Origin of the sequence: Anabaena sp. 4-3, assembly GCF_001597745.1 — a bacterium.
Taxonomy (GTDB): domain Bacteria; phylum Cyanobacteriota; class Cyanobacteriia; order Cyanobacteriales; family Nostocaceae; genus Trichormus.
This window is the reverse complement of sequence record NZ_LUHJ01000014.1, coordinates 47,997-66,945: the sequence shown is the minus strand read 5'-3', so window position 1 is coordinate 66,945 and position 18,949 is coordinate 47,997. Positions and strand designations below refer to the sequence as shown.

Below are 18,949 nucleotides of genomic sequence, written 5' to 3'. Positions count from 1 at the left end.
GGCTGATTTGGGGATGCGGCTTAGATGGTTAATACTGCCAACATTTTAACTGCCAGCCACAACCCGCTACGGCAAGAGCAGCAACATAGTTATGATCAGGCACTAACTCTAAAAGACTCCAATCGGGTAATGTTTTTAACCTAGCGGGTTCTGTGGGAGTTAGTGCTATTTCAATTTGTTCTAACTGAGATATGCCATCACCAGTTGCTTTTAAATACGCTTCTTTACAAGTCCAGTAGCGAGAGAAAGTTTTTTGTTTTTGGTTTTCAGGAAGCGATCGCACTACATCATATTCTTGTGGTAAAAAAAACCTTTTAGCAAGGGCTTCTACATCAGAAATATCACGCAAATATTCCAAGTCTACCCCAATCAGCCGATGATAATTCACCGCACACAAAGCTAAATTTTGCGAGTGCGACAAGTTAAACAATAACCCACTGTGCTGTAAACCCTCTGCTAATACTGGTTTCCCACGGGGTTGATAATCAAATTTGACTTGTTGCGCTCCAATCCCCAAGTAGCCGCATAATATACTCCTAAGACTACCACGACCCGCAATAAAACGCTTTCGGTGTTCTGGAAAATAAAATCTGTTAGCGCGAGTCAGTTCATCACTAGATAAAGTTGCGGCAAATTCTTCTAATTGTGATTCTGTTATCTCCAGGTGAATTCGCCAAACATGAACCTCATCTGGTAATAAGCTTAAATCTGTAGGTGCAGGTAGCCAATTCACGTCGCTGCGCTCCGAATTCAAAATTCAAAATTCAAAATTCAAAATTCAAGAATGCTTGGGAAATGAGGAAGGAGCGGAGGGAGGATAACTTTTACCCATTCCCCAGTCAACCGTCAACCGTCAACCATCAACAATTAGGCATTTTGGCACACTCGAATTGAAAAGTATAGCTATCCTATGGAAGTGGGATATTTTTCGTGTGAAAAATAATAAAAACGTTTTAGTCTCTCAGTTCACTGCTGAGGGATTTTTATTGTTGACTACCCTACCCGCTTCTTCACCAACCAATTAAGAATACACAAAGCAAGGAAGAACCAGTTCGTAGTAAGGACTAAAGTCCTTACTACAAACCAGCAAAAGCTAATATATATCCTCAGATATTGGCAAAAATGCGGTTTTAATGTATTGTTTGCCTACTTTACTCTCCTAGATGGAATAGTACAAGGGAAAGGATTTGGCATCCTTTGGTTTTACATATACTTTTTGCTGTGCTTCTAACTGCAACTCATTGAAGCGATCGCGGGTTAAATGAGCAGTCACAACTTGCCCATCATCTAAGGTTAATTCTACCTGAATCTCCCAACCTAAATGTATTAATCTGGTGACTGTCGCCGGCGCAGTAGTACCGTTTGCTTGTTTTTCTATCTGCACATCCTGGGGTCGTAAAAATACCTCTGGGTGTGCTGAATCAAAGCCAGCACTTTGGAAAATCTTGGAGGTGCTAGGTAAGACATTCACCGGGCCGATGAAGCTCATTACAAAAGCCGTGGCAGGATTATCATAAATTTCTGCTGGTGTCCCCACCTGCTCAACCCGTCCTTGATTCATCACCACCACTTCATCGGAAACTTCCATTGCTTCTTCTTGGTCATGGGTGACGAAAACGGTAGTCACATGAACTTCATCATGTAAACGACGTAACCAAGCTCGTAAGTCTTTGCGGACTTTGGCATCTAACGCGCCAAAGGGTTCATCTAATAGTAAGACGCTGGGTTCTACTGCTAAGGCTCTAGCTAAAGCTACCCGTTGTCTTTGTCCACCAGAGAGTTGTGAGGGATAGCGATCGCCTAATCCACTCAATTGCACCAATTCTAGCAACTGTTCTACCCGACCCTTAATTTTTTTCGCGGGTGCTTTGCGGATTTCTAAACCAAATGCAATATTTTGTCTGACTGTCAGATGCTTAAACAGGGCATAGTGTTGAAATACAAAGCCTATATTTCGTTCTTGTACGCTTTGATGGGTGGCATCTTTACCTGTCAGTAAGATTTTGCCACTATCCGGCATTTCTAAACCAGCAATTAGACGCAGTAAGGTAGACTTTCCAGAACCAGAAGGCCCCAATAAAGCGACTAATGACCCACTTTTGATTTCTAAGCTGACTTGATCAACAGCTTTAAAACTTCCGAACTGCTTGGATACATTTTCAACTACTATGCCCACAAGTTCTGCACCTCTGCAACTCTAACTACGGCTAATTGCTAGGATTACCGTAATTTTTATATATACCATATCTCGTGACAATTAAATTAAATTAATCTGAAAAATCTTCCGACAATATACATTTAGTTCGCCCAATCCCCAATCCCCAATCCCCAGTCCCCAATCCCCAATCCCCAATCCCCAATCCCCAATCCCCAATCCCCAATCCCCAATCCCAACCTTAATCCCCAATCCCAACCTTAATCTTTTGTAACGAAATGTTAAGGATTGTTGCATTTATGTCAAAACCGGACGCAAGAGCGCGAAATCAGCTAAAAGACCGTGGTACGATGCTTTCGGTAAACGGTAAATGTGAAGATTGGGAGAAAACCTTTGACACTACGGGTTGCTGTTGTTGGCTCAGGCCCAGCTGGTTCCTCTGCTGCTGAAATCCTAGCAAAAGCTGGGATTGAAACCTATCTATTCGAGCGTAAGCTAGACAATGCCAAGCCCTGTGGGGGTGCAATTCCTCTGTGTATGGTCAGTGAATTTGACTTACCACCAGAGATTATTGATCGCCAGGTGCGGAAGATGAAGATGATTTCACCTTCCAATCGTGAGGTTGATATCAATCTAATAAAAGAAGAAGAATATATAGGAATGTGCCGCCGCGAAGTGCTAGATGGCTTCTTGCGGAATCGCGCGGCAAAACTAGGGGCAAATTTAATTAATGCCACAGTTCATAAAGTAGATATACCATCAAATAACACCGATCCATATACTATTCACTATATTGATCATAGTGAAGGCGGTGTACAAGGTGTTACCAAAACCCTGAAAGTAGATTTAATTATCGGGGCGGATGGGGCTAATTCCCGGATTGCCAAAGAAATGGATGCTGGGGATTATAATTATGCGATCGCTTTCCAAGAGCGAATTCGCTTACCCGAAGATAAACTGGCGTACTACCACGACCTAGCGGAAATGTATGTAGGAAATGACGTTTCTACAGACTTCTACGCTTGGGTGTTCCCCAAATATGACCACGTAGCGGTCGGTACTGGCACAATGCACGTCAATAAAGCCAGCATCAAACAGTTACAGGCTGGAATTCGCGCCCGTGCAGCCAAAAAGCTAGAAGGCGGCAAAATCATCAAAATCGAAGCTCACCCCATTCCTGAACACCCCCGTCCCCGTCGTGTGGTTGGACGTATCGCCTTAGTTGGAGATGCGGCTGGCTACGTTACCAAATCTTCCGGTGAAGGTATTTACTTTGCGGCGAAATCTGGACGGATGTGTGCAGAAACCATTGTGGAAGTTTCCCAAAATGGTAGCCGCATTCCTACAGAAAACGAAATCAAGCTTTATCTCAAGCGTTGGGATAAAAAATACGGACTCACTTATAAAGTTCTGGACATCCTGCAAACCGTATTCTATCGCTCTGATGCTACCCGCGAAGCATTTGTAGAGATGTGTGCAGACTTGGATGTGCAGAAGCTGACTTTTGACAGCTATCTTTATAAGACAGTTGTTCCCGCTAACCCCATCACTCAGTTAAAAATTACTGCTAAGACAATTGGTAGTCTGTTGCGTGGTAACGCCTTAGCACCCTAATTTAGACTGTTAACTGTTAACTGTTAACTGTTAACTGATTTAATTGGCACTCCCTAGATTCTGCTAGCAGGGAGTGCCAATTAATTTGAGAAAAGTTTGGCTTTAATGTGTAGCGGCGTATCTGTCAAGTTATAGGCAAGGCTTCCCTGTAGGGTAATTAGCGAAGCGAAATCTAAACAGGCATAACGCAAGCTATTGAAGAGTAGAATTTCCTGTGATCCTCACCCTACTTTGTGAACTGCCTCCTTTTGAGCATGATGCTACTGTTACTAATTCATGAAATCCATTACTAAGTTCACTTCTGTTAAGGAATTGAGTAAGATTTCATTCAACTACTGATGTAGTCGCACCCTCACTAGATGGTGGCACGCTGGGCAATTCCAGGCAATATCCCGCACCATAAACGGTTTTGATATAGCGAGGATGGCGGGGATCAGGTTCTAACTTGGTTCGCAAGTGCCGGATATGCACGCGAATAGTTTCAATGTCATCATCAGGATCGTAACCCCAAACTTCCCTCAAGATTTCGCTAGGGGAAACAGTTTGTCCATGACGTTGCAGCAAACAGTGCAGCAGTTCAAATTCTAAATGAGTGAGTTTCACCGTTTGATGAAACCATATAGCCTCAAATCGCTCTGGAACGAGTGTTAAAGGGCCATAATTCAAAATTTCGCTGTGCTTTGCTGCTTGGGGTATGCGATCAGTGCGCCGTAATAACGCCCGTACTCTGGCCAACATCTCTTCTACCTCAAAGGGCTTGGTGAGGTAGTCGTCTGCGCCAGCATTGAAGCCTTCTACCTTATCTTGGGTTTGACTGAGGGCAGTCAACATCAGAACGGGAATCTCGGCTGTACGCTCATCTCGCCGCAAACGCTGGCAAACTGTAAATCCATCCACTCTCGGCAACATCAAATCCAGCATGATCAAGTCTGGTTGTAGCTGGAGAGCTAAGGCTTGACCTTTGATGCCATCTTCGGCTTGACTAACATCGTAGCCAGCCATCTCTAGGTTGACAGCAACCAGTTCTGAAATTGCTGGGTCATCGTCTATGACAAGAATCCTTGGCATTCTTAAAAAATTATTACTACTTATTAAGGATAAATAAGAACCTTTGGTAGATACAAAGATTTCTGTCTTGATTATAAAAAAGATTTTAAATCTAACATAAACCTTAAAAATATTACAATTTCCAAATCAGCATTAAGTTACATGAAATTTTCGCAATGATGTGTTACTTTCCCTACAAACCAGCTTGGTTTTTAGAAAATGGTGCGATCGCAACAGTCTATACTGCTTTATGGGGTCAACGTTACTGGCAAAACACAATTCCTCATCCAGAGCCACTTTATAAAAAAACAGTGCTGATGGGCGGGCAGAATGTGCCGATTCATACCTGGATTGCCATCCCTGAAAATGCACATAGTACGATTGTAGGCACTTATGGGATTACAGGCGAGCTAGATAGTAATTGGTTGCTCAGAAGTCTGGCCACTAAAGCTTATGCCCAAGGATTTGCTGTCGTGTTATTTGATTGGCGCGGTCATGGTAAAACGGCTGAATTGTCACCTACATTAATGTCTGATGGCTTATTTGAGGGTGAAGATTTTGTCAGGATGGCGGCGGCGACTGCTGCTATGGGATGTCCGAGGAAATTTTGGTTTACAGGTTTCTCTCTAGGGGGACAATTGGCACTGTGGGGGTTAAAAAAGGCTGCTGACTTGACCAAAGACAATGAATATTTTGGTCTGAGATACAGCGATATTGCAGGTGGGGTAGTGCTTTGTCCTAATTTAGATAAGATGCGATCGCTCAAATATCTAGTCAGCTATCCCTTTGGTAGATACTTAGATTCTGTAATTGTTAAATCACTCAAAAAACTGGCCTGGCAAATACATGATACCCACTCCGGTAGCTTAGATCCCGCAGCTATTCAACGGGTAAATAGCATTTGGGATTTTGACGCTGAACTGGTAATTCCAAAACTCGGTTTTCCTTCAGTAGAAGCATATTATAAAGCCAGCAATGCTTTACAACTGTTACCAGAGATATCAAAACCAACTTTGATCATCTATGCTGCTGATGACCCATTTTTTCCCCCAGACATCATACCAGACTTACAAGCGGCTTGTGGTAGCAATCCGATGCTCGATTTGATTCTCACCCGTCATGGTGGTCATCTTGCCTATATGAGTAGCAAAAAAAATCAGCAGCAAGCCCAAGACCCCGATCCTTGGTGGGCTTGGAATCGAGTCTTACAATGGTTGAAGTACATGATTTCTCTCAATTAAGACCGACTGATTGGCGGTAACATCTCTAAAATCCCAATCTGTAAGTCGGGAAACTCCAACGGTGTAATAGTCCCATCTTCCGCCAAAATAACTTGGTTTTGATAACCGTCAATAGTCGGTTCTCGGAAAACGTGCAATTGACGTTTAACTACATCTAACACCCAATAATCTCGAATTCCCGCTTGGGAATAAGCTTGAGCTTTAGTTTCACAATCCAGCTTCAGGCTACTATCTGCTACTTCTATAATTAGATAAACTTCAGCAGGTGTAGGATGGTGGTCTGCATAGTCTAAAGGATCTAATTTCACAACAGCAATATCCGGTTCTGGTTCAGACCGTTCATTTAACTTTACAGGGTCTTGAACACATATCAAAGCTAGATCCATTAAACTATTTTGCAGCAATCTATCTATTCTACCCACTGCTGATCGATGGGCTGTGCCTTTGGCAATCATCCAGATAATGTTTCCTTCTAAAAGTTCAACTCGTTCCTCTGCACCAAAAATACCAGCCTCAGCCATTCGGTGATATTCTTCAACTGTCCACTGGCGAAGTTGTAATGTGGTTTCTGTGTTTTGCATGACTTGTTGCCCACTAGCAGAAATAAATATATTAGTATCTTTATATTGACAGATAAACAATAATATGATATTTAATTTTTCTATTTAATCCTGATGTACAGCAGCAAAAATTTGCGCTACTTTGAGATTTAGCTGATTAAATTGTGGAGAAACGATTAAATCATCACCAGAAAAGTTACCAATCTCGCTGTAAGTATTATCAGGGAGTTCTAACACCAATACAGTTTGGTTTTCGGGGTCAACAATCCAATATTCAGGAATCCCGCAATCTTGATACTGCACACGCTTGGCAATAAAATCTCTATGTCGTTGTAATTCTCCGGGACTCACCACTTCTACCACCAATAGCGGAGGTAGCATCGATAGGCGAATAGTATTACGCTGTGCTAACTGCTGAATATGCTCTTCCCTAATAATAGTCAGATCAGGATAACGGTTTCTGGGTTCTCCTCTGACTTCCAGTTCTAAACCATGCCCCCGTACTCTTCTATAACCTAATAGTGAGGCAAATTGAATTAATAAGAAGGTGGCAATCTGAACATTAATCCCTGATTCTGGTGGCATCTCGATTAACTCCCCATTAAACAACTCATAAAGCTTATCTGTGCCATCATCATAGGACAGGTATTCTTCAAAGCTTTGAAATCGATGTTTAACTGATAGCATCAGAGGTTCTCCATGAAGAGTCTTAATGCCAGTTTAGTTTAACTGGGGAATGGAGAGTAGGAAGTGCGGATACTTGAATCGATTTTAGTCTTGTAGGGTGCGTCAGACTGTTTAAATGCTGTCAATAAATGTATTTTTGATATCTGACGCACCCTACTAATATGCCAGTTGCGTAAGTTCTGAATTTTCTAAAAGTTGAATTTCATCTAGTCTGTTAATCACCACATCCGCACCTTGGACATTATTGGATTGATTTACCCAAGTAATACCGATACAACCTGCGGCTTTGGCATTTCGCGCCATTTGCATATCACCGACGGAATCACCTACCATTAATGTAGCTTCGGGTTCTACACCTAGGACTTGACAAGCTTGTAGAAATAGTGCCGGATCTGGTTTACTCAGTCCATCATCTACGCCTATTTCAGCTTGGATGTAATCACTTAATTGATATCGTGCTACAAAATCTTTAACTTCTGCTGTTGTCGCGGCGGAAAGGATACCAAGTTTGATTTCTGCGGCTGAGAGGGTTTGTAAAACTGTTAAAACGCCAGGAAAGAGAGGTGCAGGAGTTGATTTAACGGCTTTTTCCGCTTCATCTAAGGCTTGACGCGCGATTTTTAAACATTCAAACCATCCTTTCCCGGTTTCGGCAATATAGGCGGCGGTGGCTATTTCTGTGTCTCGGCGGCTAGCGACTGCCATGATGCCAGCATGATCTAGGATATCGCCGTTAATCCCAAATGCCATTAATAAGGGTTCGCCAATCCCAGGGAATTGAGCATCGATTAACCGGGCTGCTTTTTGTCCAAGCGATCGCAAATAAATTTCTGAGTCTTCTAAAGTACCATTTTTGTCGAAAAAAATCGCCTGAACATTCGGAAAATTTACGTTTCTACATTGAATAGTTGTCAAAATATTACTCCACAAAATAATCAGGGACTTCCAGAGCAAAAAATCTCCAAAATGTAGGGTGCATCAGTATGAACATTTTCTTGGTATAGCTAGAGTTTCTCGTACTGACGCACCCTACTAAGAGTCGATTTGGATAATTGATTTTTTGGTGTTCCCTAAAAATTGATCAACCCATAAAAAAAGAGGGAATTTCCCTCTTTTAAAATTGTTTTAATGCTTTTCACTACAGTTTAACTGTATTATTCTTCAATAGCTGCGGGTGTTTCTGCTTCTGCTGCTGCTTCAATTGCTGTATCAGCTTCAGCTTCAGCTTCAGCTTCAGTAGCTGAAGGAATTTCTTCTTCATCAACCGCAGTGGTAACTTCTACTTCTTCAGTTGGTAAAGTAATACCTTGCTGTTTAGCTAGCAGCTGTTCTCGATACTTAGCAGCCATTTCTTCGGCCTTATCATAAACCAGATCACGGTTTTTAATCATGTCACCGGGTTCTGGTTCTAGCTGTTTGGTAGACAGAGAAATTCTGCCTCTTTCTGCATCCAAGTCAATGATCATCACTTTCACTTCATCATTGACATTAAATACACTGTGGGGTGTATCAATATGCTCGTGAGAAATTTCAGAGATGTGCAACAAACCACTCACACCACCGATATCGATGAAAGCACCGTAGGGTTTGATACCGCGTACTGTACCAATGACGACTTCGCCCACTTCTAGGCGGTTCATCTTACGTTCAACTAATGCCCGACGGTGAGATAGAACTAGGCGGTTCCGTTCTTCGTCTACTTCTAAGAATTTTAATGGTAGTTCTTCGCCGACCAATTCTTCTTTAGGTTTGCGGGTGCTGATGTGAGAACCGGGGATAAAACCACGCAATCCTTCGATTCTAACCAACGCTCCACCACGGTTGGTAGCAAATACACCAGAGCGCACGGTAGCATCTTCTGCTTGTAGCTGCCGTACACGCTCCCAAGCACGCATATATTCGATACGACGGATGGAAAGAGTTAGCTGTCCATCTTCATTTTCATCGGTGAGGATGAAAAATTCTCTTGTTTCGTTTGATTGTAAAACTTCTTCCGGGGCATCAACCCGGTTTATAGACATTTCTTGTATAGGTATGTATGCTGCTGTCTTAGCACCGATGTCAATCAGAGCGCCACGCGGTTCTATACTAAAAACTGTGCCTGGTACGATATCTCCGGGGCTGAAATGATAATCGTACTTATCAAGTAGGGCGGCGAAATCTTCGTGAGTAAATCCTATTTCTGTAGCGGTTAAGTTCTGATTGACCATGCTGATTTGTTCCTGGTTCGAGTCTCCGTAAAGGTTATGCCATAATAGCGATATGTATGCAACTGCCTAAATGGTAGTGTACACCGACTTTTTTTAATCCTAGCCTAGAAAAGCTAGTATTAACACATATCAACTTCCAGATAGATAATTATATCATAACTATCTGAACAAGATTTATTCACAAATTTATTAACCAAGTTCTGCTTTTAGGAGTTATGCCCCCGTTGCTCATGGAAAACTATTAGTTAACTATAACTATTTTAGCTACATTGCTCAAAAAGCAAAACCGGAAAATATCCGTTGTTCCTGAGTGTAGAAACAACGGATACAAATTTGATCTGAGTGTCAATGTTTGGTGTCAATGACCTACTTATCTTCTTTTTTCTCGATGCGAGGGGGTTCGCGGAATGCGATCGCAAAGAAGAGAACACCAATTGCCAGGGTCAAAATTAAGATGTACGCAACGCTTTCCATGTTAAAAGCTCCTGCCTATCCAGCTAGTAATTAAAGTATTGAGGATTGGGTGATGAGAAAAATTTTCTTCTCCCCATCGCCCATCCCTGGAAATTAAAGAGCTTCCTTCCGGCGGGTTGTTTTGTCACCCACTTTCTGGAATAGACCCCATTCCACTTGCTCTTCTAGATCCGCTTCCACACCAGCAAATACGTCTCGGTAGATTGTCCGAGAACCGTGCCAGATATGGCCAAAGAAGAAGAATAGAGCAAATATAGCGTGACCAAAGGTAAACCAACCTCTAGGAGATGTACGGAATACACCGTCAGAGTTTAAGGTTTCGCGGTCAAATTCAAAGATTTCTCCACCTTGAGCTTTCCGGGCATATTTCTTCACATCGACGGGATCGGTAAAGGTTTTACCATCCAAATCGCCACCGTAGAAGCTAACAGTTACGCCTGTTTGCTCAAAGCTATACTTAGATTCTGCCCGACGGAAGGGGATGTCAGCGCGGACAATACCATCAGCATCGGTCAGGATAACTGGGAATGTTTCAAAGAAGTTGGGTAGACGACGTACAGTTAATTCTCTACCTTCAGCATCTGTGAATACGGCGTGACCTTGCCAAGATTGGGCAATACCATCACCTTTCACCATTGGCCCTGTACGGAATAAACCACCTTTAGCGGGGCTATTACCAACGTAATCGTAGAAAGCCAATTTTTCAGGAATTTGTGACCACGCTTCAGAAAGGCTTGCACCTTGAGCTACGCTAGATTGCACACGACGCTCGATTTCTTGGCGGAAGTAGCCTTGATCCCATTGGTAACGGGTAGGCCCAAACAGTTCAATGGGGGTGGTAGCACTACCGTACCACATTGTTCCAGCAACTACGAAAGCCGCAAAGAATACTGCTGCAATACTGCTAGAGAGTACGGTTTCAATGTTACCCATCCGCAGGGCTTTGTAGAGCCTTTCGGGTGGTCTAACTGTCAGGTGGAATAAACCAGCAATAATACCAACAACACCAGCAGCGATGTGGTGAGCCACTACACCACCGGGGTTATACGGGTTAAAACCGGCTGGCCCCCATTCTGGTGCTACTGGTTGCACGCTACCAGTAATACCATAGGCATCAGAAATCCACATTCCAGGGCCAAATAGACCTGTGAGGTGGAAAGCACCAAAACCAAAACAAAGTAAACCAGATAAGAACAGGTGAATGCCAAACATTTTTGGCAAGTCTAGAGCAGGTTCGCCAGTGCGGGGATCTCTGAAGAGTTCCAAATCCCAGTAAACCCAGTGCCAAACGGCAGCTAAGAATAATAAACCAGACAGAACGATGTGAGCTGCGGCAACGCCTTCAAATGACCAGAAACCAGGATCAACTGCTGAAGCTCCAGTCACACTCCAACCGCCCCAAGATTGGGTAACGCCTAACCGCGCCATGAAGGGCAGCACAAACATTCCTTGCCGCCACATGGGGTTGAGAACTGGGTCGCTGGGGTCATAAATAGCTAATTCGTATAAAGCCATTGAACCAGCCCAGCCTGCCACTAAGGCTGTGTGCATCAAGTGTACAGAAATCAGTCGGCCTGGGTCATTCAGAACGACTGTATGTACTCGGTACCAGGGTAGTCCCATCGACTACGCTCCTCCTCGATGAGTTATGTTTACAAAACAATTTTCTTACTTAAGGTGCCAAGGTTGGAAGCCTCACCTCGGACTTCTCTGATTTTTTTACTGCCAGAGCCTGAGCTTTGCCATCATCCAGCTTTGTCAGCTAGATATGGCCGCCTTAGCAATGCTGACACATTTCGGAGAAATTATCCCAGATGCTAGCGATCGCTAAGTAAAAATGAGAATTATTTAAAAAAGTGTAACTATTGATGGAACTGTTTGCAAGCGTGTAAATAGATGCGCTCAGATGGTCTGTAAGATTTATCTTGCCATGAATCGCCGTTAATATATATTTTGCGTATTTTTATAAATCTTTACATTTTGGGATTGGAAGGGACTGGGGACTGGGGACTGGGTATTGGGGACTGGGTAAAAGTTTTTCTTCCTCCGCTCCCTCATCCCCCTCATCCCCTAAACGACTAATTGGATATTTTGCAAATGACACTTGGCTTGAGCAGTTCCTAGTCGCTCAATTACTTGTTCAGCCGTCAGCAAGCGTTTTATTACAACTTGACCAATAGTTTGATTTACAAATTCTGATGTGCTTGGTTTCACTTCTACGGTTAACACATTATCTTCAATGCGGTACAGCCACATTAATTCATTTTTTTCTACTAAACAAATATTTAGGCGTTGAATATCTGGTTGTCGTCGCCATGCGGTTATCTGCCATAGTCCATCAGATGCCCACACTCTGCCTACAGTCCATCCTTCAGCAAGAAAGAAATATTTCACGGTTTTAGTCTCACTATTGTAACTTTATAATCTGCTGTTTACAGTCTCGCCACCATCGCATTAGATGATGTATAAACATGAGATTTGTTAGTTAAGCCATCATGGTGACTTTGGAGTGTTGTAGTAATTAATTACTCCTTAGTCTACCTAATTCCACAAGATAACCCTGAGATACTAAAAAAACGATTTCTCTGAGGTTAGATTTTAGTAGCAATTGTCTGTGCAGGCTACAACCAAGTAACAATAACTCAATTTTTATTATTAATTAATGTTAAAGATTGTTCCTGCTTGAGACGCTTAACAAACCTCATTCTTTGGTAATCGTGAATTTATGACAATTTTAGTCAATGTTTGAGATTTTGACTAAATAATGTCGGTGTTTTTTATAAAAATGATTTGGTTATTCTTCTTAAGAAAAACTTAATGATATTCGGTGGCAATACTAATACCAAAAATTGCTGCTCAACACCGAAATTATTCATGAGACTCTGCATGTTGGCATAGCCTCTGATCAAGAAAAATATTTTCGCCACTCTCTAGAAGTTAGGAAACCGCAAAAGCCCGGTGGGTGGTTCTGTTTGTTCGAGTCGCCAAGAATGAAATTTTGCCCAACTAGAATCTACATCTGATCTGTTCGCTCCCCCGAAGCCCTAAGTGTGGCACAATAAAGAACTGTAATAAGAAAAATATTGTTAAGGTAATTTAGTGACTCCAACTGCTCAATCCACGGCAAGTGCGCGTCGCGTGGTATTTCCATTTACGGCAATTGTGGGCCAGGAAGAAATGAAACTGGCACTGCTGTTAAACGTGATTGATCCCAAAATTGGTGGTGTAATGATTATGGGCGATCGCGGTACCGGCAAATCCACAACTATCCGGGCGCTGGCTGACCTATTACCAGAAATTCCTGTGGTTGCCAATGACCCCTTCAACAGCCACCCCAGCGACCCCGACCTGATGAGTGATGAAGTCCGCCAAAAGGTTGACCAAGGGGCAGAAGTTGCCTTAGAACTGAAAAAAGTTCAAATGGTAGACCTACCCCTCGGTGCTACGGAAGACCGGGTATGTGGCACTATCGACATTGAAAAAGCTTTATCTGAAGGTGTGAAAGCTTTTGAACCAGGTCTGCTGGCTAAAGCAAATCGGGGTATCCTCTACGTGGATGAGGTCAACTTGTTAGATGACCACCTAGTAGACGTACTCCTCGACTCTGCTGCTAGTGGCTGGAACACTGTAGAACGGGAAGGTATTTCTATCCGTCACCCGGCAAGATTTGTCTTGGTCGGTTCTGGAAACCCAGAAGAAGGTGAATTACGTCCTCAGCTACTTGACCGCTTTGGGATGCACGCAGAAATTCACACGGTTAAAGAACCAGCTTTGCGGGTGCAAATTGTCGAACAACGGTCAGAATTTGACCAAAATCCGCCCTCATTTCTGGAAAAACACAAAACTGACCAAGAAGCACTCCAACAAAAAATAGTCAACGCGCAAAAGCTTTTACCAGAAGTTAAGCTTGACTATGACCTGCGGGTGAAAATTTCTGAGGTTTGTTCAGAATTAGATGTAGACGGTTTACGTGGTGATATCGTGACTAACCGCGCCGCCAAAGCTTTAACAGCTTTTGAGGGACGTACAGAAGTCACAGTTGATGATATTCGCCGTGTAATTACTTTATGTTTACGTCACCGTCTGCGGAAAGACCCCTTAGAATCAATTGATTCTGGTTATAAAGTCGAAAAAGTTTTTGCCCGTGTTTTTGGTGTAGAACTACCAGAAGATGATGCGGCACAGAAAAACGGTGCTGGTCAAATGAAGACAGGTGTCCGGTAATTATCGTCAGTGAACAGTAATCATGATTAACTGTTCACTGAGAACTCATCACTCAGCACTCATGAGAGTTTGGCAATTTTGGTTAAACAGCTTGATTTTAGCTAGCCAATACAATCCGCCTCGGTTTGTAGAGTTAGTGATGTTGATGCTAGCGATCGCCATGTTAGCTGTAGCGACGATTTTACCAGAACTACCCTATTTAGTCTTGGGCTTAAGCTTGGTGATTGGTGCATCTATTTCTATTTTAGTGCGAGAGGCGATCGCACCCTCACCCCAAACCAGACTTACCCAACTCACAGCAGTATTATTATGTCTTATCAGTTTCTACGGTTTCGCCGACTTAATCAAAACTCTTGACTAATGGCTATCGTAAAGTCAGTTAGTAGGGTGCGTCAGTACGAATCATTTCTGGGAATATCAAGGGTTTCTCTGACTGACGCACCCTACATATTGTTATTCCCAATGCCCAAGAATTCTTTAATTTTGAATTTTGTAGCTTGCTTCCCGTAGGGTATTTTGAATTTTGAATTAATTACCACCCTTCCATTTCCACTAATTCCATACACAAATCATTAATTTGCTCTAAATCTGGTTGATGAGGTAAACTTGAATTTTCATAGACAGATTCCATTTGAGCAACTAAATCATCTGCCATTTTCATCACCTCTTCATAAGAATACGCACCCTTGAGAATAGCTCTTAAATCCTCCACATCACCCGCTATTCTTCTATCTACAATTATTTGTCCTGTCTGCAATATTTCTAAACCACTGCGTAGTAATCTAATGCAGTGCATCCCATGTTTCAAGTCAAAACCTGACTTTCTTTCCATTTCCGCCCTAGCGGGATTGCGGTTTTCTTGCCATGATATATAAGCTTGCCATTCTCTTAACGCTATTTGGTAATTTTGGCTTTTCTGTAATAGGCGAATAAAATCCTTACGGCTATTAGTTAACTTTTGGGTATATTCCAAAGCCTCATCAGGTAAAGTGTATTGTTTTAGTAACCCTTTAAAATCAATATCAGCCGTTAGCAATTTATATAATTGTTCAGCTTCTTCTAAAAATTCTATTTTCCCTCTAATTAAAATATACAAATACTCTAAAAAAGCATTTAATTCATCTTTAATCAAAGGCTGTTCATTTTCCATGCCAAAATCAGATGGTAGTGGTTTCTTTTGCGGGGGATTCAACAACCACTTCCGATGAGTTTCCATCTTTTTGATTTGAGCAAAAGCATAGCCAGAGTAAGTATGTTTAACTTTCTTACTTAAAAATAATTTTCTGTGTTTAATTAAATGCTGTCCGACTGAAGTTAAAACCGGGTAATTAGGTAACCACAGCAATTCTAAAACATTGGGATTAGCACCTGCTAATAACTGAAGGACTTTTTTTAGTTCATAGATAACTGTATCTTTATTACCATCAATAAACGAAAAAATTCCTGTTTCATCCCAACCAGTATCTTTTTGTTCGATGCGATCAAATCCTAAATAATATCTTTTAGGCGCGATAAACACACCTCGGAAATCAAAATCAGAATCAGGGCGGTTTAGCCCATAGCCATGACTACCTGCTAAACCAATTAAAATAGTTCTTTTTTCAACTTCTATTCTTTTCATAGCAATAATTTAAGATATCAAAATTCATCAGGTAAAGGCTCATTAAAATCATCACTCATCCAAATTTCACCTTGATTTAAACCTAGTACCTTTTCTCAGGCATTTGTTCAGGTTGATAATATTTTTGTGCTAAAAATTCTACAAAATCTAAAACCTGCTGTTGCTGTTCCGGTGCGAGGGTTTGCAGTTTAGCAATTAATTCTGAGGTGATATCGACAGCTTGAGCAGTCATCTCAGCTTCTCCTTAGTAGAGTCTAATTTTATGTTACTTGTTTATGTTAGGCGATCGCCTAATTTATCACTCTACAAATCGAAGCTGGCTCTAAAGGGAAAATCTGAGCAAACATATCCGGTAGTTGCTCAGATTTATTGGTGCTGTTCTGTGTCGCTATTGACTACATCAACGACTTTCAAAATTTCGTAAACTCATGTCGAAATTATTGATAAATTTTCCTCTGCTCAATACTTCTAAATCCCTAGTCATAACCTATGGCTACTGACTTGACTTAACACTATTGGATGGTATATGATTTTAGATTGTCTGTCTAATTCCTGCTCGGATCAGGTAGACATCCTACAAAAGCTGACATCTACAACAGATAAAGTCCAGCTACCTGTACGGCAACCTCAAGGACAATTACATGACCTACGCAATTATTGAAACTGGCGGCAAACAATTAAGAGTAGAGCCAGGTCGTTTTTATGATATTGAACTGCTCGCTGCTGAACCAGATGCAACAGTTACAATAGATTCTGTATTACTGGTGCAGCATGACGGTGAAGTTACCATTGGACAGCCGTTAGTCTCAGGGGCAACAGTAGAAGGAACAGTGATGCGCCATCTGAGAGGGCGCAAAGTCCTGGTTTATAAAATGAAGCCCAAAAAGAAAACCCGCAAAAAACGGGGGCATCGCCAGGAAATCACTAGACTAATGATTAATTCCATCACCCTTAACGGTACTGTATTCACCGCACCCGCAGACGCAACTGCTGAGGCTGGTGTTGCTAGTACCCCAGGTGCGGAAACTGCTGAATAATAGTAAAGAAGAAGCGATAAAAACAGGAAATTATGGCTCATAAGAAAGGAACAGGTAGTACACGTAACGGTCGTGACTCTAATGCCCAGCGTCTAGGTGTGAAGCGTTTTGGTGGGCAAGCTGTACGCGCGGGTAATATTCTTGTGCGTCAACGGGGAACCAAATTTCACCCTGGTAACAACGTCGGTATCGGCAAAGATGACACTTTGTTTGCTTTGGTTGATGGTGTAGTTACCTTTGAAAGAAAAGGTAAATCCCGCAAAAAAGTCAGTGTTTATCCAGCAGTTGCAGCAGAAGCAGTAGCTAGCTAGATAATTCTCAGGGTGGGTAATGCCCACCCTAAAATTTAGGTTTTAGTAGGATGCCAGAAATAACCAGCGATTACCACAGTAATAATCGCTGCATAAATATCATATTTATCAGCGCGCCTAATCCTACGCCAGCAATGGAGAAAATAGACGTAATTATAAATGCTTGTCCTTCTTTAAAACCAGCTGATTGAAAATCAATTCTCGCTAGTATAGCAGCAGAAATAATCAGCAATGTATCAAGAAATACGCGAAACCAGGCAAGCATGATGAAAAATAAAAATGCTCCGAATACGGTAGCAATGAAACTCTTAGTATTTGAGCCAAAGAAAACACCGAAGTATTTTGCTATTGTTGCATAGGGAGCGGTTAAAATTCCTACCAACAGTAATAATGTTAGTACCAGGGCGAGCCACACAAACCAAGGGGCTTTTGCCTCAGATAATACCCAACCCAAGGTACTGTAGCTAAGTAGTAATAGCGTTAAGGCTATCCAGGGAATTTTGTTGACAATTAGCATGGGTTGGTGTATTAATAGCTAGTCTAGTTATGGGATGAACTAGAGATTAAATCAGTTATCTGAATGTATTGTGGCAGCAATAGCTTAGACTATAAGTTTATCATCATATTTTTTGTAGATGTAATTCACAGATTGTTATGCTGTGACAAGCAAGTTCAACAAATTTTCGCAGAGATTAGGGTAAAAAATAGTTAAATTTTTTCGTAAATATTTGTAAACTGTTAGCAGCAGAGTAGCGAATTATCACATTGTGTTTAAGGAATTATGATCAAACAGCTTGTTATCGTTGAGCGCGTCAGCCTCATCGGTCATATTGTGTCAATGGTATTTGGATTGGTAGGTATACTACTGGTTATACCTAATGCCGAAGTGATTTTACACTTATCCGAGATTGGACAGACTGCCATGCAGTGGAGTATGGCTGGTGGTGGTGTGGTCTATATGATCTTGGGTGCAGCAGCTGTATTTTTGTATGGCTTGCGGACATTAGGTTTAGGTCGTATTTTGGGGTTTATGCTGCCTGCGGTCTTGATTTCCTTAACCAGTGAACTTTTAGGAACTAGCACAGGTTTTCCTTTTGGACACTACAGTTACTTAAGTGGCTTGGGGTATAAAATCGCAGGTTTAGTACCATTTACCATTCCTTTGTCATGGTTCTATGTGGGATGTTCTGCCTATCTGTTGGGGCGTGCTGGTTTAGAAGTTGACAAAAAACCCAGTTTGTTGCGTCATGTAGGTGCGATTGGCTTGGGTGCATTGTTGCTGACTTCCTGGGATTTTGTACTTGATCCGGCAATGAGCCAAACTTCCCTACCCTTCTGGTATTGGCAACAACCAGGGGCGTTCTTTGGGATGCCTTATCAAAACTTTGCTGGCTGGTTGGGTACTGGTGCGGTATTTATGACTGTGGCGGCATTGTTGTGGAGAAATCAGCCAATCAAATTTGAGCGATCGCAGCTAAATGTACCACTAGCTATTTATCTCGGCAACTTTGGTTTTGCTACTGTGATGAGCTTGGCTGCTGGGTTTTCCATTCCTGTATTATTGGGCTTGGTCTTAGGTGTAGCTCCTGCTTTGGCGTTATGGTGGAACAGTTCAGCTTCTCCCGCCCAAATTGCCGTCGAACCAGCCAATGAAGTCTCTGTGGCTAGCGTTAAAGTTGCTTTGAAGTAAACGTGTTTAGGGAATGGGGACAAATCAATTCAAAATTCAAAATTCAAAATTCAAAATTAAAGAATTGTTGAGTAATCG

The 18,949-nt window shown here is 42.1% G+C and carries 20 protein-coding genes; 7 read left to right on the top strand and 13 right to left on the bottom strand.

The window, feature by feature from the left end:
- Positions 1–28: 28 nt before the first annotated feature.
- Together hetI and A3775_RS03705 are read right to left on the bottom strand one after the other, a co-directional pair.
- Positions 29–733, bottom strand: coding sequence for a 4'-phosphopantetheinyl transferase HetI (gene hetI, locus A3775_RS03710; RefSeq protein ID WP_066423903.1), 705 nt, complete (start codon positions 731–733; stop codon positions 29–31).
- A 426-nt stretch (positions 734–1,159) separates the two neighbouring features.
- Positions 1,160–2,176, bottom strand: a complete 1,017-nt coding sequence (locus A3775_RS03705; protein WP_066380739.1) for a sulfate/molybdate ABC transporter ATP-binding protein — start codon at positions 2,174–2,176, stop codon at positions 1,160–1,162.
- 372 nt (positions 2,177–2,548) lie between these two features.
- On the opposite strand from A3775_RS03705, the gene chlP reads away from it, so the two are divergent.
- Positions 2,549–3,769, top strand: coding sequence for a geranylgeranyl reductase (gene chlP, locus A3775_RS03695; protein WP_066381021.1), 1,221 nt, complete (start codon positions 2,549–2,551; stop codon positions 3,767–3,769).
- Between the two features lie 324 nt (positions 3,770–4,093).
- Here chlP and A3775_RS03690 read toward each other — a convergent pair whose 3' ends face one another.
- Positions 4,094–4,837 (bottom strand): response regulator transcription factor, encoded by a 744-nt coding sequence (locus tag A3775_RS03690; RefSeq protein ID WP_066423900.1) that lies wholly within the window; start codon positions 4,835–4,837, stop codon positions 4,094–4,096.
- Positions 4,838–4,992: 155 nt separating this feature from the next.
- Here A3775_RS03690 and A3775_RS03685 point away from each other — a divergent pair, with 155 nt between their 5' ends.
- Positions 4,993–6,057: a YheT family hydrolase gene (locus A3775_RS03685; protein WP_066423898.1), complete on the top strand. Its 1,065-nt coding sequence runs from the start codon at positions 4,993–4,995 to the stop codon at positions 6,055–6,057.
- Here A3775_RS03685 and A3775_RS03680 read toward each other — a convergent pair.
- From A3775_RS03680 to A3775_RS03650, 7 genes are all read right to left on the bottom strand, one after another.
- Entirely contained in the window at positions 6,054–6,638 is a 585-nt protein-coding gene (locus tag A3775_RS03680; protein WP_066380736.1) for a Uma2 family endonuclease, read from the bottom strand. The genes A3775_RS03685 and A3775_RS03680 overlap by 4 nt on opposite strands.
- An 84-nt stretch (positions 6,639–6,722) precedes the next feature.
- On the bottom strand, positions 6,723–7,304 hold the full coding sequence (locus A3775_RS03675) for a Uma2 family endonuclease (protein WP_066423895.1): 582 nt from the start codon (positions 7,302–7,304) through the stop codon (positions 6,723–6,725).
- A gap of 156 nt (positions 7,305–7,460) precedes the next feature.
- Positions 7,461–8,219: an HAD family hydrolase gene (locus tag A3775_RS03670; RefSeq protein ID WP_066424006.1), complete on the bottom strand. Its 759-nt coding sequence runs from the start codon at positions 8,217–8,219 to the stop codon at positions 7,461–7,463.
- Between the two features lie 239 nt (positions 8,220–8,458).
- Entirely contained in the window at positions 8,459–9,514 is a 1,056-nt protein-coding gene (locus A3775_RS03665) for a 30S ribosomal protein S1 (protein WP_066380732.1), read from the bottom strand.
- Between the two features lie 366 nt (positions 9,515–9,880).
- Positions 9,881–9,988 (bottom strand): photosystem II reaction center protein T, encoded by a 108-nt coding sequence (locus A3775_RS03660; protein WP_066380730.1) that lies wholly within the window; start codon positions 9,986–9,988, stop codon positions 9,881–9,883.
- Between the two features lie 93 nt (positions 9,989–10,081).
- Complete coding sequence (psbB, locus tag A3775_RS03655; protein ID WP_066380728.1) at positions 10,082–11,611, bottom strand: photosystem II chlorophyll-binding protein CP47; 1,530 nt, start codon at positions 11,609–11,611, stop codon at positions 10,082–10,084.
- Between the two features lie 447 nt (positions 11,612–12,058).
- Entirely contained in the window at positions 12,059–12,382 is a 324-nt protein-coding gene (locus tag A3775_RS03650) for a hypothetical protein (RefSeq protein ID WP_066423894.1), read from the bottom strand.
- A 705-nt stretch (positions 12,383–13,087) separates the two neighbouring features.
- Here A3775_RS03650 and bchI point away from each other — a divergent pair.
- Together bchI and A3775_RS03640 are read left to right on the top strand one after the other, a co-directional pair.
- The gene (gene bchI / locus A3775_RS03645) at positions 13,088–14,212 is read left to right on the top strand and encodes a magnesium chelatase ATPase subunit I (protein WP_066380724.1); all 1,125 of its coding nucleotides are present in this window, start codon (positions 13,088–13,090) and stop codon (positions 14,210–14,212) included.
- A gap of 61 nt (positions 14,213–14,273) precedes the next feature.
- Positions 14,274–14,573, top strand: coding sequence for a hypothetical protein (locus A3775_RS03640; RefSeq protein WP_066380722.1), 300 nt, complete (start codon positions 14,274–14,276; stop codon positions 14,571–14,573).
- A gap of 171 nt (positions 14,574–14,744) precedes the next feature.
- On the opposite strand, the gene A3775_RS03635 is transcribed toward A3775_RS03640, so the two are convergent.
- The gene (locus tag A3775_RS03635; RefSeq protein WP_066380720.1) at positions 14,745–15,833 is read right to left on the bottom strand and encodes a DNA polymerase beta superfamily protein; all 1,089 of its coding nucleotides are present in this window, start codon (positions 15,831–15,833) and stop codon (positions 14,745–14,747) included.
- A gap of 82 nt (positions 15,834–15,915) precedes the next feature.
- Positions 15,916–16,065, bottom strand: a complete 150-nt coding sequence (locus A3775_RS03630) for a DUF2281 domain-containing protein (RefSeq protein WP_231866935.1) — start codon at positions 16,063–16,065, stop codon at positions 15,916–15,918.
- A gap of 409 nt (positions 16,066–16,474) precedes the next feature.
- Here A3775_RS03630 and rplU point away from each other — a divergent pair, with 409 nt between their 5' ends.
- Positions 16,475–16,870, top strand: coding sequence for a 50S ribosomal protein L21 (gene rplU, locus A3775_RS03625; RefSeq protein WP_066380717.1), 396 nt, complete (start codon positions 16,475–16,477; stop codon positions 16,868–16,870).
- 32 nt (positions 16,871–16,902) lie between these two features.
- Positions 16,903–17,181 (top strand): 50S ribosomal protein L27, encoded by a 279-nt coding sequence (rpmA, locus tag A3775_RS03620; protein WP_066380715.1) that lies wholly within the window; start codon positions 16,903–16,905, stop codon positions 17,179–17,181.
- A gap of 70 nt (positions 17,182–17,251) precedes the next feature.
- On the opposite strand, the gene A3775_RS03615 is transcribed toward rpmA, so the two are convergent.
- Positions 17,252–17,698, bottom strand: a complete 447-nt coding sequence (locus A3775_RS03615) for a hypothetical protein (protein ID WP_066380712.1) — start codon at positions 17,696–17,698, stop codon at positions 17,252–17,254.
- 267 nt (positions 17,699–17,965) lie between these two features.
- On the opposite strand from A3775_RS03615, the gene cruF reads away from it, so the two are divergent.
- Complete coding sequence (cruF, locus tag A3775_RS03610) at positions 17,966–18,871, top strand: gamma-carotene 1'-hydroxylase CruF (RefSeq protein ID WP_066381015.1); 906 nt, start codon at positions 17,966–17,968, stop codon at positions 18,869–18,871.
- Positions 18,872–18,949 lie beyond the last annotated feature (78 nt).

Excerpts from the sequence above, each read along its gene's own strand:
- A3775_RS03685 (WP_066423898.1), top strand. The coding sequence starts at position 4,993 with ATGATGTGTTACTTTCCCTACAAACCAGCTTGGTTTTTAGAAAATGGT.
- A3775_RS03640 (WP_066380722.1), top strand. The coding sequence starts at position 14,274 with ATGAGAGTTTGGCAATTTTGGTTAAACAGCTTGATTTTAGCTAGCCAA.
- A3775_RS03615 (WP_066380712.1), bottom strand. The coding sequence starts at position 17,698 with ATGCTAATTGTCAACAAAATTCCCTGGATAGCCTTAACGCTATTACTA.
- A3775_RS03675 (WP_066423895.1), bottom strand. The coding sequence starts at position 7,304 with ATGCTATCAGTTAAACATCGATTTCAAAGCTTTGAAGAATACCTGTCC.
- psbB (WP_066380728.1), bottom strand. The coding sequence starts at position 11,611 with ATGGGACTACCCTGGTACCGAGTACATACAGTCGTTCTGAATGACCCA.
- A3775_RS03635 (WP_066380720.1), bottom strand. The coding sequence starts at position 15,833 with ATGAAAAGAATAGAAGTTGAAAAAAGAACTATTTTAATTGGTTTAGCA.
- A3775_RS03690 (WP_066423900.1), bottom strand. The coding sequence starts at position 4,837 with ATGCCAAGGATTCTTGTCATAGACGATGACCCAGCAATTTCAGAACTG.
- A3775_RS03665 (WP_066380732.1), bottom strand. The coding sequence starts at position 9,514 with ATGGTCAATCAGAACTTAACCGCTACAGAAATAGGATTTACTCACGAA.
- A3775_RS03680 (WP_066380736.1), bottom strand. The coding sequence starts at position 6,638 with ATGCAAAACACAGAAACCACATTACAACTTCGCCAGTGGACAGTTGAA.
- A3775_RS03660 (WP_066380730.1), bottom strand. The coding sequence starts at position 9,988 with ATGGAAAGCGTTGCGTACATCTTAATTTTGACCCTGGCAATTGGTGTT.
- rplU (WP_066380717.1), top strand. The coding sequence starts at position 16,475 with ATGACCTACGCAATTATTGAAACTGGCGGCAAACAATTAAGAGTAGAG.
- rpmA (WP_066380715.1), top strand. The coding sequence starts at position 16,903 with ATGGCTCATAAGAAAGGAACAGGTAGTACACGTAACGGTCGTGACTCT.
- A3775_RS03630 (WP_231866935.1), bottom strand. The coding sequence starts at position 16,065 with ATGACTGCTCAAGCTGTCGATATCACCTCAGAATTAATTGCTAAACTG.